Annotated in this window: 19 protein-coding genes; 10 read left to right on the top strand and 9 right to left on the bottom strand. The window is 63.9% G+C overall.

Translation table 11 applies throughout. The annotated features are described in order from the left end of the window. Positions 1-35: 35 nt before the first annotated feature. Positions 36-875, bottom strand: a complete 840-nt coding sequence (locus RAE19_RS10085) for a helix-turn-helix transcriptional regulator (RefSeq protein ID WP_313874763.1) — start codon at positions 873-875, stop codon at positions 36-38. A 128-nt stretch (positions 876-1003) separates the two neighbouring features. Between RAE19_RS10085 and RAE19_RS10080 the strand changes: the two genes are divergently transcribed. The 5 genes from RAE19_RS10080 to RAE19_RS10060 all read left to right on the top strand — a co-directional run bounded on the left by RAE19_RS10080 (position 1004) and on the right by RAE19_RS10060 (position 3642). Beyond that, positions 1004-1297, top strand: a complete 294-nt coding sequence (locus RAE19_RS10080) for a DUF2834 domain-containing protein (protein ID WP_313874762.1) — start codon at positions 1004-1006, stop codon at positions 1295-1297. A 104-nt stretch (positions 1298-1401) separates the two neighbouring features. After that, positions 1402-1797 (top strand): VOC family protein, encoded by a 396-nt coding sequence (locus tag RAE19_RS10075; protein ID WP_313874761.1) that lies wholly within the window; start codon positions 1402-1404, stop codon positions 1795-1797. A gap of 50 nt (positions 1798-1847) precedes the next feature. Beyond that, positions 1848-3077 (top strand): Fic family protein, encoded by a 1230-nt coding sequence (locus tag RAE19_RS10070; protein ID WP_313874760.1) that lies wholly within the window; start codon positions 1848-1850, stop codon positions 3075-3077. An 11-nt stretch (positions 3078-3088) separates the two neighbouring features. Next, on the top strand, positions 3089-3382 hold the full coding sequence (locus tag RAE19_RS10065) for a PaeR7I family type II restriction endonuclease (protein ID WP_313876216.1): 294 nt from the start codon (positions 3089-3091) through the stop codon (positions 3380-3382). Positions 3383-3507: 125 nt separating this feature from the next. Further along, the gene (locus RAE19_RS10060; RefSeq protein ID WP_313874759.1) at positions 3508-3642 is read left to right on the top strand and encodes a hypothetical protein; all 135 of its coding nucleotides are present in this window, start codon (positions 3508-3510) and stop codon (positions 3640-3642) included. Here RAE19_RS10060 and RAE19_RS10055 read toward each other — a convergent pair. The 5 genes from RAE19_RS10055 to yjjJ all read right to left on the bottom strand — a co-directional run bounded on the left by RAE19_RS10055 (position 3621) and on the right by yjjJ (position 10025). Continuing rightward, positions 3621-4463, bottom strand: a complete 843-nt coding sequence (locus RAE19_RS10055; protein WP_313874758.1) for an AraC family transcriptional regulator — start codon at positions 4461-4463, stop codon at positions 3621-3623. The two genes, RAE19_RS10060 and RAE19_RS10055, sit on opposite strands and share 22 nt — an antisense overlap. 4 nt (positions 4464-4467) lie before the next feature. After that, positions 4468-4977: a GyrI-like domain-containing protein gene (locus RAE19_RS10050; RefSeq protein ID WP_313874757.1), complete on the bottom strand. Its 510-nt coding sequence runs from the start codon at positions 4975-4977 to the stop codon at positions 4468-4470. 121 nt (positions 4978-5098) lie between these two features. Next, on the bottom strand, positions 5099-6481 hold the full coding sequence (locus tag RAE19_RS10045; RefSeq protein WP_313874756.1) for a homoserine dehydrogenase: 1383 nt from the start codon (positions 6479-6481) through the stop codon (positions 5099-5101). Positions 6482-6729: 248 nt separating this feature from the next. Continuing rightward, positions 6730-8592 carry a M48 family metallopeptidase gene (locus RAE19_RS10040; RefSeq protein ID WP_313874755.1) on the bottom strand — a complete coding sequence of 621 codons (1863 nt, stop codon included), beginning with the start codon at positions 8590-8592 and terminating at the stop codon, positions 6730-6732. Positions 8593-8636: 44 nt separating this feature from the next. Then, entirely contained in the window at positions 8637-10025 is a 1389-nt protein-coding gene (gene yjjJ / locus RAE19_RS10035; protein WP_313874754.1) for a type II toxin-antitoxin system HipA family toxin YjjJ, read from the bottom strand. A 137-nt stretch (positions 10026-10162) separates the two neighbouring features. Here yjjJ and RAE19_RS10030 point away from each other — a divergent pair, with 137 nt between their 5' ends. From RAE19_RS10030 to RAE19_RS10020, 3 genes are all read left to right on the top strand, one after another. Continuing rightward, positions 10163-10414 (top strand): hypothetical protein, encoded by a 252-nt coding sequence (locus RAE19_RS10030; protein ID WP_313874753.1) that lies wholly within the window; start codon positions 10163-10165, stop codon positions 10412-10414. An 87-nt stretch (positions 10415-10501) separates the two neighbouring features. Then, on the top strand, positions 10502-11341 hold the full coding sequence (locus RAE19_RS10025) for a PA4780 family RIO1-like protein kinase (RefSeq protein WP_430962526.1): 840 nt from the start codon (positions 10502-10504) through the stop codon (positions 11339-11341). 141 nt (positions 11342-11482) lie between these two features. Next, the gene (locus tag RAE19_RS10020) at positions 11483-12031 is read left to right on the top strand and encodes a restriction endonuclease (protein ID WP_313874752.1); all 549 of its coding nucleotides are present in this window, start codon (positions 11483-11485) and stop codon (positions 12029-12031) included. 25 nt (positions 12032-12056) lie between these two features. Here the strand turns inward: RAE19_RS10020 and RAE19_RS10015 are convergent, their stop codons facing one another. The 3 genes from RAE19_RS10015 to RAE19_RS10005 all read right to left on the bottom strand — a co-directional run bounded on the left by RAE19_RS10015 (position 12057) and on the right by RAE19_RS10005 (position 15305). Further along, complete coding sequence (locus RAE19_RS10015; RefSeq protein ID WP_313874751.1) at positions 12057-12749, bottom strand: dienelactone hydrolase family protein; 693 nt, start codon at positions 12747-12749, stop codon at positions 12057-12059. 70 nt (positions 12750-12819) lie between these two features. Beyond that, entirely contained in the window at positions 12820-14805 is a 1986-nt protein-coding gene (locus RAE19_RS10010) for an ATP-binding protein (protein ID WP_313874750.1), read from the bottom strand. 50 nt (positions 14806-14855) lie between these two features. Beyond that, positions 14856-15305 carry a DUF2798 domain-containing protein gene (locus RAE19_RS10005; protein WP_313874749.1) on the bottom strand — a complete coding sequence of 150 codons (450 nt, stop codon included), beginning with the start codon at positions 15303-15305 and terminating at the stop codon, positions 14856-14858. Between the two features lie 69 nt (positions 15306-15374). Here RAE19_RS10005 and RAE19_RS10000 point away from each other — a divergent pair, with 69 nt between their 5' ends. Both RAE19_RS10000 and RAE19_RS09995 read left to right on the top strand, forming a co-directional pair. Next, positions 15375-15872 (top strand): MarR family winged helix-turn-helix transcriptional regulator, encoded by a 498-nt coding sequence (locus tag RAE19_RS10000; protein WP_313874748.1) that lies wholly within the window; start codon positions 15375-15377, stop codon positions 15870-15872. After that, positions 15865-16653, top strand: coding sequence for a tRNA-uridine aminocarboxypropyltransferase (locus RAE19_RS09995; protein WP_313874747.1), 789 nt, complete (start codon positions 15865-15867; stop codon positions 16651-16653). The genes RAE19_RS10000 and RAE19_RS09995 overlap by 8 nt, the downstream gene beginning before the upstream one ends. Positions 16654-16684: the final 31 nt, after the last annotated feature.

The following is a 16684-nucleotide window of genomic DNA, read 5'->3' as shown; positions in this document are numbered from 1 at the left end:
GATTTTAATAGCTGCCCGCGCAGGATTTACCTGGGCTAGGTGCCAATTTGGCTTAAATGTTTAGTCAACACCGCCCGCGTAGCCTCGTCCGCCGGAAACACATGCTCCACCCGCAGGGATGCCAGTGTGATGTCTTGCGGGGTGCCGAAGGTAGAAAACATGCTGAAAAAAGCCAGCTCGCCATGCCGCGTGGCAAAGCGGGTGGTGAGCACCGGCGCCATCTGGCGCGGCCACGCTGCCAGCACCCGTTTGCCCAGGCGCTGCTGCATCTGCTGCGCCAGCTGCTCCACACGGGGCAGGATGTCGGGCACCACGCTGGCGTCGTCGCGCATGTGGGCCAGCAGGGCGGGGGCCACTTCTTCGAGGTTGGTGATGTGCTTGGTCATGCCCTCGGGGTGAAGCATGGCGTCGATCATGTTCACAGGCGCGCCGGGGGGCAGGTCGGCCACCCAGGGCATGAGGGTGGTGGCCAGCCACTGGGCACCGCGGTTCATGTGCAGCACGTTCCAGGCGGCGTCCATCACCATGGCGGGCATGGGGTCGTGCGCTTGTAGCAGCTGGGCCAGCGCGTCGCGCACCGGGGCAAGCACCGCGTCGGCCAGCTCGCTGCCGCGGTAGACCGGGGCAAAGCCGGCCTGCTGCAGAGCCACGTTGCGCAGGGCAAGCGGGGCTTGCAGCTCGTGCAGCCAGCTCAGCAGCAGCTCGCGGCTGGGCTGGGCGCGGCCGCTTTCCACAAAGCTCACATGCCGCTGGCTCACGCCCATGCGCAGGGCCAGTTCCAACTGGCTCAGGCGCTTGGATTTGCGCGCGGTTTGCAGGGTGGTTTGCAGGCTGTCGGGCTGGGCGTTGTGCGGGTGGATGGTGCTGGTTTCCATGCGGGCATTGAATCACAGCGCTGCGCTTTCGCAATTACCTGCGACGTAATTGCGCGGATGCATGGCGCTGCGCAAACTTTGGCCCCGTCAGCGCTGTTTGCTGGCGCCACTTCTCACAAGGAAATCTCATGAACAAGGCTGTGTTGATCTTCGTACTCATTGTTTTTGGTGCCCTGACCGGCTACACGCTGCTGCACTACGGCGGGCTGTTGGCGTGGCTGGCGTTTTACACACGCGACCCGGCGAGCTGGCAGATTTATGCCGACTTGGTGATCGCCATGTGTTTGCTGCTGGTGTTTATCAGGCGCGATGCGCAAGCCAACGGCCGACCGTTTTTGCCGTGGGCGGTGTTCTGCCTGCTGGTGGGTTCGTTCGGGCCGCTGCTGTATTTCATTGCCGCAAAAAAGCGCTCTGCGGGCTGAACCATTCCGGGCTGGTGCCGGGGGGCAGTCCCGCAGGTGCGGTCGGGTGCGGGGCTTTCTGGTAGAACTCTGCTCGGCCATGGCACACAACAAAGGAGACTCCCATGTTCAGTCACGTAATCCTCGGTGTTAACGATCTTGAAGCCTCGCGCAAGTTTTACGACGCGCTCTTGGGCACCCTAGGCATCAAGCCCGGTGTGCACAACCACAACGGCGAGGCCGGGCGCTACTTTTACCGCACGGCCACGGGCCTGTTTGGCATTACCACCCCCATCAATGGCGAGCCGGCGACTGCCGGCAACGGCAGCACCATCGGCTTTGCCATGAGCAGCACCGAGCAGGCCGATGCGTTTCACGCAGCCGGTGTAGCCAACGGCGGCACCACTTGCGAAGACCCACCCGGCTGGCGCACCGCAGCCTCGGGCCAGCTGTATCTGGCCTACCTGCGCGACCCGGACGGCAACAAAATCTGCGCACTGTTTCGCCCGCCTAAGGTGTAATTGCAAAAATACGCATCACTTTATGAGCCGTATCTATCAAAATACGCCTCATGACTGCCCAAACACCTCGCCCCCGCTACATCTGGCAGCACCCTGCGTGGCCGCAGCTCACCTTTGATTCAACGGCGCTTGCGTCTGCGCTAGACCAGGCGCGGCTGGAACAGGGTCGCTTGTTGGGGCTACTGGGCGCCATTGGGCTGGATGAGGCCAACGCGGTCCAGCGAGAGCTGTGGGTGCAAGAGGCACTGGCCACGGCTGCCATTGAAGGTGAGCAGCTCAACCTCGAATCCCTGCGCTCGTCGGTCGCGCACCGGCTCAGTCTGGCAGATGCGCCAGGTGCGGACAGGTCGGTGGAAGGATTGGTGCAAGTGATGGGCGACGCACTCGCCAACCACCACGCGGCGCTGGACCTGGACCGGCTGTGCCGCTGGCAGTCGGCGCTGTTTCCGGGGGGTACGTCGGGCATTACGCGGATTGCCGTGGGCCGCCTGCGCGAGCACCTAGACGCCATGCAAATCGTCAGCGGGGCGTTGGGGCGTGAGGTGGTGCACTACGAGGCGCCCGCCTCAGTGCAAGTTGCATCAGAAATGGACCGGCTGTTGGCATGGTTTGAACACACGCGCCCTGCTGCAGGTGCCGCTGCGATGAATGGCATTGTGCGAGCGGCGCTGGTGCATTTGTGGTTTGAGTCCATCCACCCGTTTGAAGATGGCAATGGCCGGCTGGGCCGCGCTTTGGCAGACATGGCGCTCGCGCAAGACATGCACGCGCGAGACACCCAAGCCAACCCGGCGCTGGTGCAGGTGTATGGCATGGCGCACCAGATGCTCAAGACCCGTGCGGGGTATTACGACGCGCTCAATCGTGCACAACGCTTACGAGGCATTGCACCCGAGGCCCGCACCTTGGACGTGACAGCGTGGGTGCTGTGGTTCGTGGAGTCTTTCGGCCAAGCGTGCATAGCCAGCCAGGCAGTGGTGCGGGATGCGACCAACAAAGCCCAGTTCCGGCAAAGGGCGGCGCAGTGCCAAACCAATGAACGCCAACGCAAGGTACTGGAGCGACTGCTGGAAGCCGGACATGTGGGCTCTGGTGGCGGCTTTTTGGGCGGCATGACCACCGACAAATACGCCAAGATCACCGGCACCTCCAAAGCCACCGCCACGCGCGACCTGGCCGACTTACTGATCCGTGGTCTGCTGCGGGTTGAGGGCGTGGGCAAGGCCACACGCTACGCGGTGAATGTGCCCGGTTGGGAGCAGCCCCCGATTAAGGGGTAGTTACCCCAGTTCTGTCCATAACTTGGCAAGGGCTCGCAGCTGCCCCGGCGTCGCGTAAGCCGATCAAGGACAAGTCGCCTCACTTCCCGGTATTTCCTGATTTCGTCGGTGCGTCCTATCTAAAACGCTACGACCTTCTTTGCCAGAAGCTTGCCAAGGAACAGCTCTACTCGTCTGCTTCAGTCATCGCCACGCCACGCGCGGCCGTGGCAGATGGTGCCTATGTCGAGCTTTCAACCATGACAGGGCTGCGCCCATTCGTAGCGTCCCTTGCTGGACACATTGCTGCGGAAGCGGCGAGATAGCAGCCAGATTTGTGGCCTTGGTCGCATCAGCCTCGCGCCCGAGGATTTAAGAAGGCGAAAAAAGGACTCACTCCGCAACAACTGCGCCAGCAGCGAATAGTAGCTACTGCCCTCAGCCTCAAGCCGTGAGCCAGCGCGTGCAGCCCTGGCGCGGCTTTTTGCTGGGCTACGCGCAGGTGCCGGTGGAGCAGCTGCCCAAGCTCGTTGGGCAGCTGGCTAAGGTGGTGGGCGCACGCCCTCAGCCGCGCAGCGGCAAGTAGATGTCGGTGAGCAGGTCGGCAGGTGCTGTGTCGCGCGGGTTGTTGAGGTAGTCCTCAAACACGGGCAGATCGGCGGCCTCGTGGCCGGCTTGCACCAGCCATTGCCCATACAGCCAGCGATAGGCCACGCGAATGCTGGCGTAGGGACCGCGATAGCGCATGACGGCGCACAGGCTGCCGCCCAGGGTCAGGGGCTCTAGCGGTGCCGCCAGTTCCCCGACATAGCCCGGTGGCAGACTAAGGCCTGCACAGCTGTGCAGCTGTGCTTCGGGCACGGCGTAGGGGTCGTCGTAATACACGGCCATCCAGCGGGTGTCAGGCTGCATCAGCCCTTGCGCGGCCATGGCGGCGTGGGTCTGTGCAAAGGCTTTCCCCATGCGCATGTAGGAGCCACGGTGGGCCACGCCGCCTAGTCGTATTTCAGGTACAAGCCGGAGCTCTACGGTGTAGCCCGCGGCCACCGGTTCTGCCAGCCCTTGGCTGAACACGGTGTGACTGCCCTCGGCGCGATAGCGAGATGGGCTGGTGCCATACACCGCACCAAAGGCCCGTGTGAATGACTGCACATTGGGGTAGCCGCACTTGCGTGCGATGTGCTCCACCGGCAGGGCGGTGTGCGCCAGAAAGCCCGTCGCCCGGTGCAAGCGCAGGCGGCGCACGGTGGCGGCAATGGTCTCGCCATATAGCGCGTGGTACACGCGGTGCCAGTGGTAAGGCGAAAGGTGCGCCACCTCGGCAAGGCGTGCGAGGTCCAGCGGCTGATCGAGGTGGTCGTGGATATAAGCTTGGACCCGGCTCAGGCGCTCCCGGTAGTCGGTCATTGCCTTAATGTGCCAAACCGATGGAGATACTGATATCGCCTTGCGCACCATAGCGCTCGTATTCGGCTACAAAGGTCTTGGGCAGCGTGGTCTGCGCCCACACAGCGCCCCAGACCGGGCCCACCCTGTCCAAGTGCGCGGGCAGTACCGGAAATACCGCACGCCGAGACGCGGGCACCACCACCCGCACCATGCCCGCAGGCACCGGCGCATCAGGCGCTACCTGCGCGCCGATCACCAACGAATACAAGCCGGTGTTGTCGCGCCCGGCGTGGGCAAAGTGGGTGTACACCGCCAGTACATCACGATCCACCCGGCCGGAGATGCGATCCAACACGCCTTCTTGCCCGAAGCGCTGCCAATGCGGTGGAATGGTTTGCATAGCCTCCAGATTGGAAGTGCGCAGCTCTATGCCAACGACGGTGATGGCATCGGGCTGCACCACAAAGTGATGCGCGATTGCGGGCGGGGTTGACGTATTGGACATGGAGCGCTGGCCTTGGAGGTTAAACATAAGCGGCAGTCTAAAAGCGCCGAGCAGACATTTCTTGCGGTGTTGATCATGCTATTTTTTTAATAGTTGCTGGCCCAATCATTACCTGCTTTAGCGGCCTGTTTGACACTTAAACACTCACTCAGACCAAGCTCTCCACTCGCAGCACACTGGCATAGCCCAGCACGGTGGGCCAGGCCTCTACCGCTTGCAAGGCGGGGCGCAAGGTGCGCAAGGCCAGCGGGGCGGTTAGCAGCACCAGGCAGCGCAACTCGGGGTCACTGGGGTGGGGGTGCTGTGCCATGCGCTGCACCTGCACGCCGTCAGCGGCCAGCTGCTGCAACACACGGGGCACGGTAGCGTCCGGGCGGCTCAGGTCCAGGCGGACATAAAAGGCGCTCTCCACATCGTCTGCGCCCACGACCGGCAGGCCGGGCTGCACTCCGCTGGCAAAGCCGAGTGCAGGCACCCGCTGCGCCGGCGACAGGCTGGCACTGCGGGCCAGGTCTACGAGGTCGGCAATCACCGCCGAGCCGGTTTGCTCGGCCCCAGCGCCGGCGCCGTAATACAAGGTAATGCCCGCCGCATCGCTCTTGACCATGACGGCATTCATGCTGCCATGCACCTGCGCGAGCAAATGGCTCTCAGGCAGCAAGGTGGGGTGCACCCGCAGCTCCAGCCCAGTGCCATGACGCTTGGCAATGCCCAGCAGCTTGAGGCGGTAGCCCAGTTGCTCGGCAAAGGCGACATCAGCTGCGTCTACCGCGGTAATGCCTTGCACCTGCACTTGCGGGTATTGCGGCAACGTGCCGAAGGCGTTGGCCGCCAGCAGGCTGAGCTTGTGCGCGGCATCGGTGCCCTGCACATCAAAGGCGGGGTCGGCCTCGGCGTAGCCCAGGGCTTGGGCCTCGGCCAGTGCCGTGGCGAAGCTCAGGCCGCGCTCGCGCATGGCGGAGAGGATGAAGTTGGTGGTGCCGTTGATGATGCCGGCCACCCACTCGATGCGGTTGGCGGTCAGGCCCTCGCGCAGCGCCTTGATGATCGGGATGCTGACCGCCACCGCACCCTCGTAGGCCACCACCACGCCACGGGCTTGGGCAGCGGCAAAAATCTCGGCGCCGTGCTCGGCGAGCAAAGCCTTGTTGGCGGTGACCACGTGTTTGCCATGGGCAATGGCTTGCAGCACCAAGCTGCGGGCCAGCCCGGTGCCGCCCATGACCTCGACCACCACATCGACCTCGGGGCTGCAGACCAGGGCCTGCGGGTCGTCGGTCAGCAGCGGGGTGCCCGGCTGCTCGCCCAGCACGGTGCGGGCCCGCGCCAAGTTGCGCACTGCCACCATGCGCACCTCGATCCGGCGGCCGGCGCGGGCGGCAATCAAGGCCGCGTTACGCTCGAGCACCGCATAGGTGCCGCTGCCCACGGTGCCCAACCCGAGCAGGCCTACGCGCAAGGGGGCGGGCGCAGCAGGCGGTGCGGTGCCGGCCGGGCTGCTGGCTGAGAGGGAGAAGTGGTCTTGGTACATAAGGTGTCTTCCGGAACAGTTGCGGGCCCGGCTGCCGGGGCCGGTTCGCTCTGCGGGAGGTACACCAGGTGGCAGCCGGAACGGCCACCTGCACGACTCAGGTGGCCGTGGTGGTAATGGTGGTAATGCTGCGCACGGCCTCGCCCGGCAGGGCACGCGCCAAAGCGCGGTGGGGGTTCAGGCAAAAAGTGCACAACATGGACCGGAGCATAGCACAGGCAAAGTGCTCCGCGCGGAGCAAATTAAAACTATGCCACCGAGCGTGCAAACGTGACATCGAAGGTGTTTTTCTGGATGTCTTGCAGCGTCGGGTCGGTGCCGGCCCACAGCACCAGCACCGGGCCGGGCAAGTCCAGCGAGCGCTCGAGGCTGCGGCACAGCGCATAGCGCTCGCCATCGGGCAGGCCGGGCAGCTCCACAAACAGGATGTAGCAGCGGCGGTAGGCAAACTCTTGGAGGTTTTTGCGCACCAGCCAAGCGCGGCGCAGGGGCTTGCAGCGCGCCAGATCGGCCTGCAGTTCGCCGGTCTCAAAGTCGTTGAGGTCGTGGCGGGTGATGGACTGGAAATACCGGGTGTCGACCATCTCGTTCCAGGCGCGCCGCTCGGCCTCGTCGGCTTGTTTGAGGCGGGCGCGCCATTGCTTGAGCAGCGGGTCATAGGGCTGGCCTGCGGCTACCAGCGGCTCCAGCATCTGCACCGCGGTGCTGGCCGCCCACCAGGTGCTGGCGGCGTGGACCTCGACCAAGCGGTTGAGCCCGTCGAGGCGGCCGGCCACATCGGTGTCGGGCAGCGTGCGCACCATGCCGCGCAGGGCCCCCGGGTGGTTGGGTGCCAACTGCAGGGCACGGACATAGCAGTCGCGCACATCGGCGGAGGCATCGAGCCGGCGCTTCAGGTCGCCGAGCTGGGTGAGCTCATCAGCGTTGTTGCGCAAGAGGCTGGCTTGCAGGGTTTGCACCCGCTCTTCGACCCGGCGCAAATAGGCGTGGTGGAGCTTCCAGTCGGAGGCGTTGTCGCGGCACCATTGCTGGTCCATGCGCTGGAGCCAAGTGTTGGCGCTTGCGCCCAGCAGGTCGATAGCCGGTTTGGCCGACCACTGGGGCAGCTCTTTGCGCGCGCCCATGGCCTCGAGCCGGTCGCGCAGCACGGGGTGGGTGTCGTCGAGGTTGCTCATTTCCTTGAGGGATTGGCGCAGCGCGTCGCGGGCAAAGTCGTCGCGCACCGGTTGGGTGAGCAGCACCCGCATGGCCGAAAACGGCCCCATGGGCTGGAGGCTGCGCCCTGCCGATGCCCAGTGCAAAGGCCAGAACTCGCGGCCGAGCCACGCGCCTTTGACGGCGATTTCGGCCAGGGCGGCGCCGGCCACATCGCGCCCTAACAGCTTGCAGGCGATGCGATCGGCCTCGTACTCGTCTTGCCGGGCCAGCGCAAAGGTTTTGGCCATGAACCGCGGAAAGTACCAGTGCAGAAAGGTCTGGGTGGCGTGGGCCATGAGGCCTGCGTCTTCTTCCATGCTCTCGTAAAGCTTGGTCCAGCTCATGCGGGTGCGGTAAATCCAGGCAGCAAACTGCCCGTGGCCGCCGCGCAGGTGGCCGTATTCGTGCGCCATGACCGCCAGAAACCGCGGCCGGTCCAGCGCGAGCAGCAGGGGCAGGCCGATGGTCAGGTAGTTGGTGGCGCCGCCCAGCAAACCGAAGCGGGGCAGCTGGCTGATGCTGGCGTTGAAGCTGGAATCGAGCAGCACATGGTGGATGGGTGGGCCCTGGGTTTTTTTGCGGATACACTCCAGAGCCTCGAATAGCAAGGGGGCGTCGGCCGGGGCGAGCGGACTGCCTTCGGGCGCCTCTAGGCGCAGCCACAGTGCGCGCACGCTGCTCCAAAGCAAGCCCACCCCGGAGAGCAGCAGCATGACCCAATATCCTTTGACCGGCCCCTGCAACAGCGCTTTGCCCGACATGACCAGCAGCACGATGGCCAAGACAAAGCACACCACCACCCACAAGTAGCCCAGCGCCGCAAACCGGGCCAAGCTGCGGCGGTAGGCGCCACTGTTTTCTGCGCTCGCGTGCTCGTTCAGGCGCACCAGATGTATGAAGTCGGCTTTGTCCATCGCGCTCCCTTTTTTGGTAGATGCTAGCGCGGCGGCGAGCCCCTCTAGCGGCTGATGTTCTCCAGATTGCCGGCGCAAATGGCCCTGAAGCCGCCCGAGATGCGGGCGTCTTGCGCGGCAGCACTCCAAAAGCTGCGGGCCAGCGCCAGGGCTTGCGGCCATTCGGCCAGGATGGCGGCGGTGGGCTGCAAGGGGCGGTCGGCCAGATTGCGGGGCACCAGCTCACCACCCACCGGGGCGTAGAGCATGGGGAGCATGTCGTAGGCGGGGGCCAAGACCCAGTCGTCGTCTTCGAGCAGCAAAGAGATGTTGCCGTAGTGCCGATCGGTGTTGGCAATCAAGACGCCAAAGGCCTCGAGCAGGCGCAGGGTGCGCGCGTCGGCGGGGCGCAGCAGCTGGCGCTCTTGCATGCGGTTGGCCGTGGCGCCCCAGTTGTCCATGGCGCCGACGTATTCGGCGTCGTACACCATCAGCGACACCATGCCGATGCGGCCCAGCCCCAGCGGGTTGGCGGGGCCGAGGGGCGTGCGGTCAAAGCGCTCGACCTCGAGAAACACCCGGCCCGCCGCAGTGCTGATGCGGCTGGCCGCAGCAGCAATGCCTGCGCTGGCCAGGGTTTGCAAAGCCAGGTGCTCGCACACCAGCAGATCGCGGGTGCGCTGGTCGGTAGGGGCATCGCCTGCGGGTGAAAACTTGACCAGCACATGGCGGGCACCGTCGCCCGGTGTACCACCGGATTGGCCTGCATCGCCCTGCACGATCGTGCAGAACTTGGGCTGCTCACCGCCAGCAGATGAGCCGCCGATGCTGCCTTGCATGGCGGCTTCGGCCAAGGCCGGGTAGTCCGCAGGCGATGCCACTCGGCTGGCGCGTTGCGGCAGGGTGTGGAAGCGGGCAAACGCCACTTCACCCACCACGAGGTTGCCGGGCAGGTCGTCGCCACACAGGGCGAGGGCGCGCAAGACGTCGTCATCGCTCCAAAAGCGGGGGTCGTTGCCGAGTTGCAGCTCGGGGTGGGTGCTGGCCAACATGCCCGAGAAATTGCGGCCGATAAAGCCTTGGGGTCGCATGTCGTCCAGAAACCAGGGCAGGCCATCAAAGCGGGCACTGAGGCCGTCTTTTTCATCCACCCACACGGCGCCACTGGCGAGCGGCACCATGCGGCCAAAGGGGCTGGGCTGGCCGTGGGCGTTGATGCGCATGACCGGCACACTGCGGCCGACATCGCGCACGGTGCGGGGCAGCACATAGCGTTGCTTGCGGGCGGCACCCACTTTTTGCACCTCGCCCGACTGGATCAGCGGCGCGAGTGCGCGCGACACCGTGGGCTGGCTCACCCGCAACACCGCTTGCAGCTCGGCGCTGCTGAGCGCCCCGCCTTGGCGACGCAAGGCTTGCACGATGGTGTGGGAAAGGTCGCTGGCGACAGGCATGAATGATTATATGAATAGATTTATTTACCATAAAACCTATTTAAATCATGTGCTTAGGCGTTTAACTGCATAGATTTCTCACGCAGTGCAGTCCGCTGTCATTGGCACCCGGCGCAAGGCCAGCGACAATCGGGCGCATGACTGACAAATACAAAGCCGCGGCCGAAGCCCGCGAAGCCGCACTCTGCGAACCCTGCCGCGGCATCCAACGCAACTGGCGCCGTGCGCCCGGCCACGCCGAGCTGGTGCAAACCCAAAACTGGAAAGAAGAGCGCGGCGGCAAGCCGGTGACCATCACCCGCTGGCGCTGCGACCGCTGCGCCAGCACCTGGGATTACGAAAACGACAAGAACAACCAGCAGGCCGGCTGGTCGCTGCCCTCGCGCTAAAGCGCCTTTCAGCCCGCACGGTTCAGGCGGGCTTGGCGGGGGCGGTCACAATCGGTAGATGAAAGCTCCCCCCGCCTCCAGTCCCTCATGGAAGAAGGCCTCATCGACACGGTGGTACGCCAGCTCATGAGCGGCAAAGAGGCCATGGTGTTTGTGGTGCGCAATGGTGAGCACACCTTGTGCGCCAAGATTTACAAAGAGGCCACCCACCGCAGCTTCCGCCAAGCGGTGGACTACACCGAGAACCGCAGGGTCAAAAACTCACGCTCTGCCCGGGCCATGGCCAAGGGCAGCAAGTTTGGCCGCCAGGAACAAGAAGCCGCTTGGCAAAGCGCCGAGGTAGACGCGCTCTACCGCCTGGCTGCAGCGGGTGTGCGGGTGCCGCAACCCTATAACTTTCACGATGGTGTGCTCCTCATGGAGCTGGTGACCGACGCCCATGGCGACGCCGCGCCACGCCTGAGCGACGTGGCATTTACCCCCGAACAAGCCCTCACCCACCACGCCACGCTGATCGGCGAGGTGGTACGCATGTTGTGCGCAGGGGTGGTGCACGGGGATTTGTCGGAGTTCAACATCTTGCTGGCGAACACCGGAGTGGAAGCGGGCGGGGTGGATGTGCCGGTCATCATTGATCTGCCACAGGCGGTGGACGCGGCGGGCAACAACCACGCCCAGCGCATGCTGATGCGCGATGTGGGCAACCTGCGGGATTTTTTCGGGCAGTTTGCGCCCGAGCTGCTATCCACCGAATACGGCCCCGAGATCTGGAGCCTGTACCAGGCCGGCATGTTGACCAACGACACCCCGCTCACCGGCCGCTACGAGCGCCAATATGCCGATGTGGACATGCTGGCGGTGCTGCGCGAGATTGATGACGCCCGCGCCGAAGACGCCGCACGCCGGCTGCGCATGGCCGGCGGCTAAGGGCAGCGCAGCAGTCTCCCCGCGCTGGGGGCCGCGATAGCCGATACCAAGCAGTCCAGAAGCCCACAGAGACTGCAGCCCGCATGATGTCTCTACGCGATGCGGTTTAATCGCGGGTTTCCATTTCCGAAGAATGCCCCGATGAAATACAAAATGGCTCCCAACTCACTGTTTGCGATCTTGCTGCGCAACCCGTGGTGGTACAGCGTTTTGATTGCAGGCGTCATCAGCGCGATGTGCGCCGCTCTGATGCCCAAGGACTTGGTCGTGTTCGGCATCATCGGCACGTTCCCGTTCCTGGTGATTGCGGCAATGGCACTCAAGCGGCAATGGAACACCCCGTCTGCGGCAGCCGTAGAGGCCGAGACAGCGCGCTTGGCAGGCTTGTCGTGGCGAGAGTTTTCTGCAGAGTTAAACGCCAAATTCGTTAAGCAGGGATATAGCGTGACGCGTTTAGGGGCCAACGCCTCGGGGAGTGCGGCCGACTTCCGTTTGGAAAAGGCAGGACAGGTCACCTTGGTCGCTGCCAAACGCTACAAAGCGGCCACCCACGGGGTGGAGCCGCTCGAAGCCTTGGTGGCCCAGAAAGAAGCGCTGGGTGCAGACTTTGCGGTCTATGTGTGCTTGGGCTCTGTGAGCCCGCAAGCGGCCAAGTTCGCCAAGGACAAGGCCATCCAACTGGGGCTCTGACGCATACAGCGCTTCGGCTGAGGATTTAGCCCAAGTGTTTGCCGAAGAAGTGCAATGTGCGGTCCCACGCCTGCTGGGCCCAGACCGGGTCGAACTGGGTGGCGGGTGTGCGACTAGGACCCACAGCGGTTTCGTTGGCAAAAGCGTGGTGGGCGAGATAGCGGTGAAAGTCAAAGCCCACACTCGCTGCGGTGAGCTTGGCCTCGAGCCCGTCTACGGTGTCGATAGCAAAGAACTGGTCTTGGGTGGCCCAGTGGCCTTGCAATGGCGCTTTGATTTTGCTGGCGTCGATGTAGTCGAGCGGCGGGCAGCCGTACCAGACCACAGCCGCATCAATATCCGGTGACTGGGTCACGCCCAGGAGCGTGAGCGCACCGCCCATGCAGAAGCCGGTGAGACCGACTTTGGGGGCTCGGGTTTTCATGAACTGCACCGCACCGGTGATGTCTTGGCCGGCGGCATCGCCAAAATCGAGCGCGGTCATGAGGTGGTGGGCTTCTTCGGCCTCAACGGTGGATTTGCCACGGTACAGGTCCGGCACCAGCGCCTGAAAACCCGCTAGGGCCAGCCGGTCGGCCACACCGCGGATCTGGTCGTTCAGGCCCCACCACTCCTGGATGACCACGATGGCCGGGGCATTGGATGCGTGGGCCGGTACGGCCAGATAGCCCTGCACGGCTTTGCCGTCGGGCCGCTGAAATTCAACCATGGTTCCCATTGCTGCTCCTGCTGTGTAAAAAACGATGCAGCATTTTTACCGCGGCACCGTAGCCGAGCGCGGGTGCAGGTTATTCGGAGCGGAGTAAGAAACGCGCAAGCAGGATGCGCAGCATTTCGACCTTGTAGGGCTTGGCGAGGTGCTCGTCCATGCCGGCTTCGAGGCAGTCGGCGCGGTCGCGGTCCATCGCGTTGGCGGTCATGGCGATGATGGGGGTGCGGGGCCGCTGCTCCTGGCGCTCCCACGCGCGCATGGCGCGGGTCGCCTCGAGGCCGCCCATGACGGGCATTTGGACGTCCATCAAGACCAGATCCCAGTGGCCCCCCTTGAACAGGTCCAACCCCTCTTGCCCGTTCTCGGCAAGCACCACCTCGTAGCCCCACTTGCTCAAGAGGGTGATGGCCAGTTTTTGGTTGATCGGGTGGTCTTCTACCAGCAGGATGCGGCAGGGTGCCCCCGGAAGTGCAGGCTCTGTGTTTGCGGGGGTGCTTGGCAGGGGTGGTGCAGACACTTCAGGGGTGTAAACCACCGCCGGGCCCTGCTGGGCCGGCTGCAGCGGCACCGTGAAATAGAAGGTGCTGCCCATGGAAGGCGCGCTCTCGACCCAGATGCCGCCGCCCATGAGCTCGACCAGGTTTTTGCAGATGCTCAAGCCCAGTCCGGTGCCGCCAAAGCCACGGGTGGTAGACGCATCGGCCTGGCTGAAGGACTCAAAAATGTGTTTCTGGGTGGCTGCCGACATGCCGATGCCGGTGTCGCTCACCGCAAACTGCAGCTCAACCGTGCCATTGGGCAAACGGGTGGAGCGGAGCGTGACGCGGACCTGCCCCTCCGAGGTGAACTTGATGGCGTTGTCCACCAGATTGCTCAACACTTGGCGGATACGGCCGGGGTCGCCACGCAGGACGGTGGGCAAGTTGGTGGGCCAGAGGTATTCGAGCGCGATGTTCTTGGCTTCAGCCCGCGGGATGAGGGGTCGCAAGATGTCGTTGAGGGTCTCCAGCACTGAGAAATCGATGTGCTCGATGTGCAGTTTGCCGGCTTCGATCTTGGAGAAATCGAGCAGGTCGTTCAGGATGACCATCAGGGTCTGCGCCGAGCCTTTGACAGTGGTCAGGTAGTCGCGCTGCTGGGGGGAGAGGTCGGTGTCGAGCGCGAGCTCGGTCATGCCGATGACCCCGATCATCGGGGTGCGGATCTCGTGGCTCATGTTGGCCAGGAACTCGCTTTTGGCATTGTTGGCCTGCTCGGCGGCGCGCTTGGCGTGGCGCAGCTCCCGCTCGGTGCGGGTTTTGTAGGCCATCATGGCGATCACCGAAGCGACCAGAATCAGGCCGAAAAAGAAGGTGGCGTCAGTGACGTAGCTTTTGGCGACCCGCTCTGCCTTGTCCAGCGGCACCGTGACGTAGAGCGCGCCCAAGAGCTCGTTTTGCTTCCATTGCTTGCCGGGGGTGATGCCTTCCGCAGTACGGCGGGCCAGGATGTCGGGGCGCTTTTCGTAGGCGTTGTGGCATGCCACGCACGACATGTCGGAGGCGGGGTCGGCCTTGAGGTAGCGCAGCACCCGGATACCGTCTTGCTCGTCGATACGGCTGATGACACGCCATTGCACCAAATCAGGCGGGGCCGATTTTTCTTGGGTTTCGAGCTGTGGCCAGGCCCAGCGCAGAAAGTCGTCGTTAAGGCCTTGGCCGGGGTCCAGGTTCCATTTGCTGACGGGGCGGTAGGCAAACAGGTTGTCGGTGTTCTGGCTGGCGGCTTGCGCCATTTGCTTCAAGAACTGCGCCGGAATGGGCACATGGCCCGGCATGGTGAGAAAGTTTTCACTGGGGCCCGAGCCATCACGGCGCAGCTTTTCGGCAATTTCGCGGGAGTACACCGTGCGGGCGGTAGCGGCCTGGCTGGCAACCACTTGCGCTATCGACAGCGCCTGGTGGTCTACGGTTTTTTGCACCGTGTTGCGCACCACCAGATAGCCCAGCGCAAAGGCCAATAAAAGTAGCGCTACCAGAAACAAGTAGCCACTCGAGATACGCCAAGGTCGCGAATTTGCCATCGGACACATTATGTCGGAGAGGCATGCAAAACATGGCGGACGCTGGCGACTCAAGTCTGGCGTGCGCGGCGCATGGCGTCGAGCTTGGGTTTCATATAGAAACCCATGAAAAACCCGATCAGCAACCCGATAGGCAGCGAGCGGCTGAAAGCCTTCCACCAGTAGAGCGGCAAGGTGGCGTCCCACGGGCTGTTGATCAGCGAGATGACCAGCGCCAACAGGCTTTCGATGGCCAATGAGCTCAGCAGCGACACCACCACCTTGCCCCAGAACGGACCCAGCGTGGGTGCCACCACGGCGACCAATTTCTCGAGCTGGGCGATGCCCAGCAAAATCAGCGGAAGCATCACCAGGCAGGTGGCAAAGTTGCGCGCCCACAGCGCTGCAAACGGGGCACCGGCTGCGGCATTGGCCCAGGTCATGAAGGCGCTGAGCAGCAAGGCGATGGTGGGCAAGATGAAAACGGGCGGTGGAATTTTGCGGAAAGCAGAAGTAGTCATGGGGACGTTAATAGTTGACAATATCAACATTGTAGAAATATTGGTTGATAAAGTCAACCATATAGCGCCATGCCGACCACACCAACTTCCACGCCACCAACGCCTGCCCCCGCCGAGACCTCGCTGACAGTCGCCACGTTTGTGGCCTTCATGACGGCCTCGGGCCATGCCCAGCAAATCCTCAAGGCCCGCATGCTCGCAGCCGACGTTGAGCAGGGCCTGGGCCCGCTGCATTTGCACGCGCTGTGCCTGTGCCAGCGTAGCCCCGGGGCTACGCAGCAACAGTTGGTGCAGTCCATGGGGCGGGACAAGGGCCAGATGGCCCGCCTGATCCGTGAGCTGGAAGACCGGCAACTGCTGGTGCGCACCCCCGATGAGCGGGACCGCCGGGTGTGGCGCCTGAGCCTGACGCCGGAAGGTACACAAAAAAGTGCCTGGTTTCTGGCCCTCGAGGCCACACTGGCCGAAGACCTGTTTGGCGGGCTGGGCGAGACGGAGGCCGCGTCTTTGTATGCGGTCTTGCAGACGGTGCAAACTCGCATGAACGGATGGGAACCCCATGCATAAGCCGGTTCCCGCAGAGCCCCACGCGGTATCGCGCCTGCGCGCTGCACGCCTGGCCCGCAGCAGCAAGCCGTTTCTGGCGCGCGGCGGCATGAAAGGTGAAAGGTGCCCGGGCTGCCGCATCAACCCGGCGCACTGCATTTGCGCACTGCAGCCCCAAGTGCAGGCACGCGCCGGCGTGTGCTTGATCATGGCGGATATTGAGCCCCTCAAACCCAGCAACACGGGTTGGCTGATTGCTGATGTGGTGACCGACACCTATGCCTTCGGCTGGGCGCGCACCGAGGTCGACCCCGCCTTGCTAGCCCTGCTGGCCGACCCGCAGTGGCTGCCGGTGGTGGTGTTCCCCGGCGAGTTTGTGACGCCGGGGCGGGTGATGAACACCTTGCCACCGCCGGCCTTGGTGCCGGAGGGGGCAGACGCCGGGTCTGCCAAGCGGCCCCTGTTCATCTTGCTCGATGCCACCTGGCCGGAAGCGCGCAAGATGTTCCGCAAGAGCCCTTACCTCGACCGCTTCCCGGTGCTCAGCTTGCAGCCCGAGCAGATCTCACGCTACAAGTTGCGCCGCAGCCGCAGAGAAGACCACTTTTGCACCAGTGAAGTGGGGGCCCTGTGCCTAGAGCTGGCCGGCGAGACCCGTGCCGCCCAGGCGCTGGAGGCCTGGCTGGAGGTCTACACCCACCACTACCTGCAGGCCAAGCACCAGCTCCCCCCGCACCTGGACACACCAGCGCACCTCGCGTTACAACATTTGGCGGAAGAGGCTGCGCCGGCCGGTGGATAATTCGCTCCTGTTTTGATAGCTACTCGCGCAC

The sequence above is a fragment of the Rhodoferax potami genome, from assembly GCF_032193805.1.
GTDB lineage: Bacteria > Pseudomonadota > Gammaproteobacteria > Burkholderiales > Burkholderiaceae_C > Allorhodoferax > Allorhodoferax potami_A.
This window is presented reverse-complemented; position numbering and strand designations above follow the sequence as displayed.

Coding starts and splice junctions, on each gene's coding strand:
- RAE19_RS10085 (WP_313874763.1), bottom strand. CDS start 875: ATGGAAACCAGCACCATCCACCCGCACAACGCCCAGCCCGACAGCCTG.
- RAE19_RS10080 (WP_313874762.1), top strand. CDS start 1,004: ATGAACAAGGCTGTGTTGATCTTCGTACTCATTGTTTTTGGTGCCCTG.
- RAE19_RS10075 (WP_313874761.1), top strand. CDS start 1,402: ATGTTCAGTCACGTAATCCTCGGTGTTAACGATCTTGAAGCCTCGCGC.
- RAE19_RS10070 (WP_313874760.1), top strand. CDS start 1,848: ATGACTGCCCAAACACCTCGCCCCCGCTACATCTGGCAGCACCCTGCG.
- RAE19_RS10055 (WP_313874758.1), bottom strand. CDS start 4,463: ATGACCGACTACCGGGAGCGCCTGAGCCGGGTCCAAGCTTATATCCAC.
- RAE19_RS10050 (WP_313874757.1), bottom strand. CDS start 4,977: ATGTTTAACCTCCAAGGCCAGCGCTCCATGTCCAATACGTCAACCCCG.
- RAE19_RS10045 (WP_313874756.1), bottom strand. CDS start 6,481: ATGTACCAAGACCACTTCTCCCTCTCAGCCAGCAGCCCGGCCGGCACC.
- RAE19_RS10040 (WP_313874755.1), bottom strand. CDS start 8,592: ATGGACAAAGCCGACTTCATACATCTGGTGCGCCTGAACGAGCACGCG.
- yjjJ (WP_313874754.1), bottom strand. CDS start 10,025: ATGCCTGTCGCCAGCGACCTTTCCCACACCATCGTGCAAGCCTTGCGT.
- RAE19_RS10030 (WP_313874753.1), top strand. CDS start 10,163: ATGACTGACAAATACAAAGCCGCGGCCGAAGCCCGCGAAGCCGCACTC.
- RAE19_RS10025 (WP_430962526.1), top strand. CDS start 10,502: ATGGAAGAAGGCCTCATCGACACGGTGGTACGCCAGCTCATGAGCGGC.
- RAE19_RS10020 (WP_313874752.1), top strand. CDS start 11,483: ATGAAATACAAAATGGCTCCCAACTCACTGTTTGCGATCTTGCTGCGC.
- RAE19_RS10015 (WP_313874751.1), bottom strand. CDS start 12,749: ATGGGAACCATGGTTGAATTTCAGCGGCCCGACGGCAAAGCCGTGCAG.
- RAE19_RS10010 (WP_313874750.1), bottom strand. CDS start 14,805: ATGGCAAATTCGCGACCTTGGCGTATCTCGAGTGGCTACTTGTTTCTG.
- RAE19_RS10005 (WP_313874749.1), bottom strand. CDS start 15,305: ATGACTACTTCTGCTTTCCGCAAAATTCCACCGCCCGTTTTCATCTTG.
- RAE19_RS10000 (WP_313874748.1), top strand. CDS start 15,375: ATGCCGACCACACCAACTTCCACGCCACCAACGCCTGCCCCCGCCGAG.
- RAE19_RS09995 (WP_313874747.1), top strand. CDS start 15,865: ATGCATAAGCCGGTTCCCGCAGAGCCCCACGCGGTATCGCGCCTGCGC.